The sequence below is a fragment of the Streptococcus mitis genome, assembly GCF_002096925.1.
GTDB lineage: Bacteria > Bacillota > Bacilli > Lactobacillales > Streptococcaceae > Streptococcus > Streptococcus mitis_AF.
The window spans coordinates 1-6636 of the sequence record NZ_NCVN01000042.1 but is presented as its reverse complement, the minus strand read 5'-3'; the positions used below and the strand labels follow the sequence as shown (position 1 = coordinate 6636).

The following is a 6636-nucleotide window of genomic DNA, read 5'->3' as shown; positions in this document are numbered from 1 at the left end:
ATTTGCCGTTGCTTTTTTGCATGGTTACGATAGTCTTGGTAAAATAGAATTGCTTAATAAACCATTTAGAAAGGCTATCCCATGCATATTCACTATAACACAAATCAAACAACTTTACCACTAGAAATCAGTTCTTTCTTTCCACAGGACCATCTCGTCTTTACTATTGAAAGAGTGGTGAATACCTTGGAAGATTGTTACTTCCATGCCTTCTATCATGCCTTTGCTCGTCCGTCTTATCACCCTAAAATGCTTATAGCTACTCTTCTATTTGCCTATCCACAAGGGATTTTCTCTGGACGAAAAATCGAAAAAATGATGATTGAAAATCTCGCTATGCAATACCTAACAGGACCGTTGGTTGTCAGCTATCGCACCATCAATCGTTTTCGAGTCGCTGAAGGGATGGAAGAACTCATACGTAATCTTTTCATGGACCTCAATCTTCGTTTAAAAATGGAAGAGTTAGTGACCTTAGATTGTCTGTTTATTGACGGGACTAAGATTGAAGCCAATGCCAACAAGTATAGTTTTGTGTGGAAGAAAGCGACAGATACCAAGACTCTTCTACCCTTACTTGAAACCTATCCGCATGACTTGAAGACAGTTGTCGCAGATGCTGGATATGGAAGTGAAGAGAACCTCCTTCGTTTAGATGAAAAGCAGGTAAACCATCTGATTAAATATGCCATGTTTGATAAGGAACAAAAGAGAGGGTATAAACAGTCAGCTAGAAACTTAGCGAATTGGCACTATGATGACAAGGAGGATAGCTACACACATCCTTACGGCTGGTATTATCGTTTTCACCATATCAAACATCAGAAAACACAGACGGACTTTCAACAGGAAATCAAGGTTTACTACGCTGATGAACCTAAATCAGCCCCTCAAAAGGGACTGTATATGAACGAACGCTATAAAAACTTGAAAGCTAAAGAATGTCAGGCGCTTTTATCTCCCGAAGGTAGACAGATTTTCGCTCAACGCAAGATTGATGTGGAACCTGTCTTTGGGCAGATAAAGGCTTGTTTGGGTTACAAGAGATGTAATCTGAGAGGGAAGCGTCAAGTGAGAATTGACATGGGATTGATACTTATGGCCAATAACCTCCTAAAATACAATAAGAGAACGACTCAAAATTAAAAAGCTAGAGTTCCGCTATTGGAAATCTCTAGCTTCTTTGTGGCTGAGAACTATTTTGTCTCAGGTTCTTTTAGTGTCTGACTTAAATAATTGTTCTTCTGGGAACTAAATCGAATTAAGCTTCGATTTCTGTAACCATACCTGAACCAACAGTACGTCCACCCTCACGGATAGAGAATGTAGTACCTTGTTCTACGGCGATTGGGTGGATCAACTCAACGTCGATTGTCACGTTATCACCAGGCATTACCATTTCAGTACCTGCTGGAAGTTCGATTGAACCTGTAACGTCAGTAGTACGGAAGTAGAATTGTGGACGGTAGTTGTTGAAGAATGGAGTGTGACGTCCACCTTCTTCTTTAGTAAGGATGTAGACTTCACCTTTAAATTTAGTATGTGGGTTGATTGAACCTGGTTTAGCAATAACTTGTCCACGTTCGATTTCATCACGTTGAACACCACGAAGAAGGACACCTACGTTATCTCCGGCAAGACCTTCGTCAAGTTGTTTACGGAACATTTCAACACCAGTAACAACTGCTTTTGAAGTTTCTTCTTTAATACCAACGATTTCGATTTCGTCGTTAACACGAACAGTACCACGGTCGATACGTCCTGAAGCAACTGTACCACGTCCAGTGATTGAGAATACGTCTTCGACTGGAAGAAGCAATGGTTTGTCAGTGTCACGTTCTGGTTCTGGGATGTACTCATCAACTGTGTTCATCAATTCCATAACGATGTCTTCGTATTTAGTGTCACCTTCAAGAGCTTTAAGAGCTGAACCTTGGATAACTGGAAGATCGTCACCTGGGAAGTCGTATTCTGACAATAGGTCACGGATTTCCATTTCAACCAATTCAAGCAATTCTTCGTCGTCAACCAAGTCAACTTTGTTCATGAAGACGATAAGGTGTTTAACACCAACCTGACGTGAAAGAAGGATGTGCTCACGAGTTTGTGGCATTGGTCCGTCAGTTGAAGCTACTACAAGGATAGCTCCGTCCATTTGAGCGGCACCAGTGATCATGTTTTTAACGTAGTCCGCGTGTCCTGGAGCGTCGATGTGAGCGTAGTGACGTTTTTCAGTTTCGTACTCAACGTGCGCAGTGTTGATTGTGATACCGCGTTCGCGTTCTTCTGGAGCAGCATCGATAGACGCATAGTCTTTAGGTTGGTTAACTGATGAAGGCAAGCGACGTGCCAAAACAGTTGTGATAGCTGCAGTTAGGGTAGTTTTACCGTGGTCAACGTGTCCGATAGTACCAATGTTAACGTGTGGTTTACTACGATCGTATTTTTCTTTTGCCATTTGAGTAAAAGCCTCCAATAAAATATATTTTATAGATAGACAGTAGGCAATACAGTCTAACTTTCCTTACTATTTTATCAAATTTCAGCTAAATTGCAAGTGTTTTACAAAGTTTTTGTGAATTATTCTTAATCTACTAATCTAAACGGTATTTCTACTCCCATCACTTCTTTAATGAAAAAGAAAAATCAGGAATTTCCTGATTTTTACTTAGCTAATTCTCTTTCTCGTTCTTTCATTATTTTATGATTTTCATACAAACGTGATAAAAACTTAGAAATTTCTTTTAAGATAGAATAGGTTGGTACTGCGACAATCATGCCAATGACACCATAGATATTACTTGATAACAAAAGTAATACTAAAATCGTAATTGGATGAACCTTCATCACTCCACCAACGATTCGAGGGTAAAGGATGTTCCCATCTACTTGTTGAATAATCAACATATAAACAACTGCAATCAGCATTCTATGAGGATCAGTAAAGACATTGGCGATAATCATCGGAATCAAACCAATACTTGGTCCAACATAAGGAATGAGATTGGCCAATCCTGAAAAGATGGCAAAGACCAAAGCGTATTTCAAACCAATCACGCTATATCCGATAAAGGCCAAACAACCAATAATAATCGCATCAATAGCAACTCCACTAATATATCGAGCAATTGTAGTATTCAAATTTTTTAAAAGACCTGTAATATGCAACTTATCTCGCTTTAAAACAGTACGCTCAAGCATCGGCAAGAATTTGTGGCCATCTAACAAAAAATAAATTAAAAATACAGGTGTCATGATAATAATCAAAACAGTACTAAAGAGCGCAGATAAGACACTTCCAACACTATTCGTTACACTATTTAGGATATTCTGTAGAATATCTACATAAGAGAGATTTAACTGTTGAATAGTCGCTTGAATATCTAAATTTTGAAAGGCTGGATAAGTGGATAAATCGATAATCAAATCTTGCAGACGACTGTAGATTGTCTGACTTGTAGCAATCAAACTTGTCAGCTGATTAATCAAAATCGGTAAGAGATAGACGACCCCAATAACTAGCCCACAAACCAAGGCGCACAAGGTTAGTAGAATACCAATGATACGGTTAATTTTGAAATACTTTTGTAAAAAATTTACAATAGGATTGGTCAAATAATATAAAAAACCACCTAAAAGAAAGGGAATCATTATAGTGTTTGCGACACTTACAAAAGGCGTTATAATCCCACCCATCTGTCTCCATAAATAAAAGATGATGGTTAATAGTAAAATCTCACTGGTCCAAAAAAATAATTTATTCTTACGAAACATGAAGTACCTCCATCATCTATTTTACCACACTTTCAAAAAAGCTTCTTTCTTATATCATGAAACTGGGAATATTTTTTTCTTTATGATAGAATAAACTTACTATGAAAAAAATAATTTTAACTCTCCTAAGCCTTTCCGTTATTGGGGCAGCATCTACTGTTGATGCTCAAGATTTTAATATTGCTGCTAAACATGCAATTGCTGTTGAGGCAAATACCGGTAAAATTCTCTATGAGAAAGATGCAACCCAGCCAGTTGAAATTGCTTCGATCACAAAATTGATTACTGTTTATCTTGTCTATGAAGCCTTGGAAAACGGTAGTATTACACTATCAACTCCGGTAGATATCTCTGATTATCCATACAAATTAACGACAAATTCTGAAGCGAGTAACGTTCCTATGGAGGCTCGTAATTATACCGTCGAACAACTACTGGAAGCAACCCTAGTATCCAGTGCTAACAGTGCAGCTATTGCGTTAGCTGAAAAAATTGCTGGCTCAGAAAAAGATTTCGTCGATATGATGAGGGCAAAGCTCTTGGAATGGGGCATTCAGGATGCCACTGTTGTCAATACGACGGGTCTTAACAATGAGACTTTAGGGGATAACATTTACCCAGGATCTAAAAAAGATGATGAAAACAAGCTCAGTGCTTATGATGTCGCTATCGTTGCTCGCAATCTCATCAAAAAATACCCACAAGTCTTGGAAATCACGAAAAAACCTTCTTCTACTTTTGCTGGAATGACAATCACTTCTACCAACTACATGTTAGAAGGTATGCCTGCTTATCGCGGTGGTTTTGATGGCCTTAAGACAGGAACAACAGATAAGGCTGGAGAGTCTTTTGTTGGTACTACTGTCGAAAAAGGGATGAGGGTTATCACAGTTGTTTTGAATGCAGATCATCAAGACAATAATCCTTACGCTCGCTTCACAGCTACATCTTCACTAATGGATTATATCTCTTCTACATTCACACTTCGTAAAATCGTTCAAAAAGGCGATGCCTACCAAGATAGCAAAGCACCTGTACAAGATGGAAAAGAAAATATGGTCACTGCCGTTTCTAAAGATGATATCTCTCTAATTGAACGTGTTGGGGGACAATCGTCCCAAACTATTCAATTCACACCTGATTCTAAGGCAATTCCAGCACCACTTGAAGCCGGAACTGTGGTTGGACATTTGACTTATGAAGACAAGGACTTGATTGGTCAAGGTTACATCACCACAGAACGTCCTAGTTTTGAAATGGTAGCAGAAAAGAAAGTTGAAAAAGCCTTCTTCTTAAAAGTTTGGTGGAATCAGTTTATCCGCTTCATCAACGAAAAATTATGATATTATAAACTTCTTAAAGCTAAAAAATAAATATTATATTTAAAAAGAACTGAGTCTGAATTGTAATGAGCTCTTCTTTTTAAAACTTTTATTTATAGATATCGCTTTGAATTATAATAAAATTTATCCTATACAGAACGAAACCTGGTTAACAATAGAACTTAATTACAGCAAAAAGAATCTGGGACAATAGTCCCTTATTTCCAAAAAAAGCAACGGATTTGCCGTTGCTTTTTTGCATGGTTGCGATAGTCTTGGTAAAATAGAATTGCACAATAAACCATTTAGAAAGGCTATCCCATGCATATTCACTATAACACAAATCAAACAACTTTACCACTAGAAATCAGTTCTTTCTTACCAGAAGACCATCTCGTTTTTACTATTGAAAAAGTGGTAAATACCTTGGAGGATTGTCATTTCCATGCCTTCTATCATGCCTTTGGTCGCCCATCTTATCACCCTAAAATGCTTGTATCTACTCTTCTATTTGCCTATTCACAAGGGATTTTCTCTGGTCGAAAAATTGAAAAAATGATGGCTGAAAATCTCGCTATGCAGTACCGAACAGGACAGTTGGTTGTCAGCTACCGCACTATTAATCGTTTTCGTATCGCTGAAGGGATGGAAGAACTTATTCGCGATCTTTTCATCGATCTTAATCTTCGTTTAAAAATGGAAGAGTTAGTGACCTTAGATTGTTTGTTTATTGACGGGACTAAGATTGAAGCCAATGCCAACAAGTATAGTTTCGTGTGGAAAAAAGCAACGGACAAGTTTTCTGTCAAACTTCAAGAACAGACACAGATATATTTTCAAGAAGAAATCACTCTCCTTATCCATCAAGCTATCGCACTGGATACACAAGAGCCTATCTCCTCAGAGCAGTTGATTGAATTCTTTCAAGTCCTTGAAGAAGAATTGGAAAAACTGAGTCAGGACATTGAGAAGACACCTGTTAAAGGAAAGGATGAACATAAAGCCCAGTGTCGTAAACTCAAGAAAGTCTTGCGTAAAGTCAAAGATGATTTTTCAGTACGTGCTGAAAAATATGAGAGTTATCAAGAGACATTTGAAGGGCGTAACAGTTTTTCCAAAACCAATCCAGATGCCACTTTTATGCGGATGAAGGAAGATCATATGAAAAATGGGCAACTCAGGGCTGCTTATAATCTTCAAATCGCTACTGAAAACCAATTTGTTCTTCACTATGATGTCTTCTCAAATCCGACAGACACCAAGACTCTTCTGCACTTCCTTGAAACCTATCCACATGACGTACAGACAGTTGTCGCAGATGCTGGATATGGAAGTGAAGAGAACCTCCTTCGTTTAGATGAAAAGGAGGTGAACCATCTGATTAAATATGCCATGTTTGATAAGGAACAGAAGAGAGGGTATAAACAGTCAGCTAGAAACTTAGGGAATTGGCACTATAATGACAAGGAGGATAGCTACACACATCCTGATGGCTGGTGCTATCGTTTTCACCATATCAAGCACCAGAAAACACAGACGG

6 protein-coding genes are annotated in these 6636 nt (G+C 38.2%); 3 read left to right on the top strand and 3 right to left on the bottom strand.

All coding sequences use genetic code 11. From position 1 onward, the window contains the following. Positions 1 to 81 precede the first annotated feature (81 nt). Positions 82 to 1146, top strand: a complete 1065-nt coding sequence (locus B7692_RS07225) for a transposase (protein WP_084930330.1) — start codon at positions 82 to 84, stop codon at positions 1144 to 1146. 115 nt (positions 1147 to 1261) lie between these two features. Here the strand turns inward: B7692_RS07225 and tuf are convergent, their stop codons facing one another. Next, positions 1262 to 2458 (bottom strand): elongation factor Tu, encoded by a 1197-nt coding sequence (gene tuf / locus B7692_RS07220; protein WP_061409157.1) that lies wholly within the window; start codon positions 2456 to 2458, stop codon positions 1262 to 1264. A gap of 206 nt (positions 2459 to 2664) precedes the next feature. After that, the gene (locus B7692_RS07215; RefSeq protein WP_023947789.1) at positions 2665 to 3774 is read right to left on the bottom strand and encodes an AI-2E family transporter; all 1110 of its coding nucleotides are present in this window, start codon (positions 3772 to 3774) and stop codon (positions 2665 to 2667) included. A 101-nt stretch (positions 3775 to 3875) separates the two neighbouring features. On the opposite strand from B7692_RS07215, the gene pbp3 reads away from it, so the two are divergent. Then, the gene (gene pbp3, locus B7692_RS07210; RefSeq protein ID WP_084930329.1) at positions 3876 to 5117 is read left to right on the top strand and encodes a D-alanyl-D-alanine carboxypeptidase PBP3; all 1242 of its coding nucleotides are present in this window, start codon (positions 3876 to 3878) and stop codon (positions 5115 to 5117) included. A gap of 148 nt (positions 5118 to 5265) precedes the next feature. Here pbp3 and B7692_RS11275 read toward each other — a convergent pair whose 3' ends face one another. Further along, positions 5266 to 5457, bottom strand: a complete 192-nt coding sequence (locus B7692_RS11275; protein WP_084930328.1) for a hypothetical protein — start codon at positions 5455 to 5457, stop codon at positions 5266 to 5268. Between B7692_RS11275 and B7692_RS07200 the strand changes: the two genes are divergently transcribed. Continuing rightward, a partial coding sequence (locus B7692_RS07200) for a transposase (RefSeq protein ID WP_084930327.1) occupies positions 5418 to 6636 on the top strand: 1219 nt, incomplete at its 3' end. The two genes, B7692_RS11275 and B7692_RS07200, sit on opposite strands and share 40 nt — an antisense overlap.

Excerpts from the sequence above, each read along its gene's own strand:
- B7692_RS07225 (WP_084930330.1), top strand. The coding sequence starts at position 82 with ATGCATATTCACTATAACACAAATCAAACAACTTTACCACTAGAAATC.
- tuf (WP_061409157.1), bottom strand. The coding sequence starts at position 2,458 with ATGGCAAAAGAAAAATACGATCGTAGTAAACCACACGTTAACATTGGT.
- B7692_RS07215 (WP_023947789.1), bottom strand. The coding sequence starts at position 3,774 with ATGTTTCGTAAGAATAAATTATTTTTTTGGACCAGTGAGATTTTACTA.
- pbp3 (WP_084930329.1), top strand. The coding sequence starts at position 3,876 with ATGAAAAAAATAATTTTAACTCTCCTAAGCCTTTCCGTTATTGGGGCA.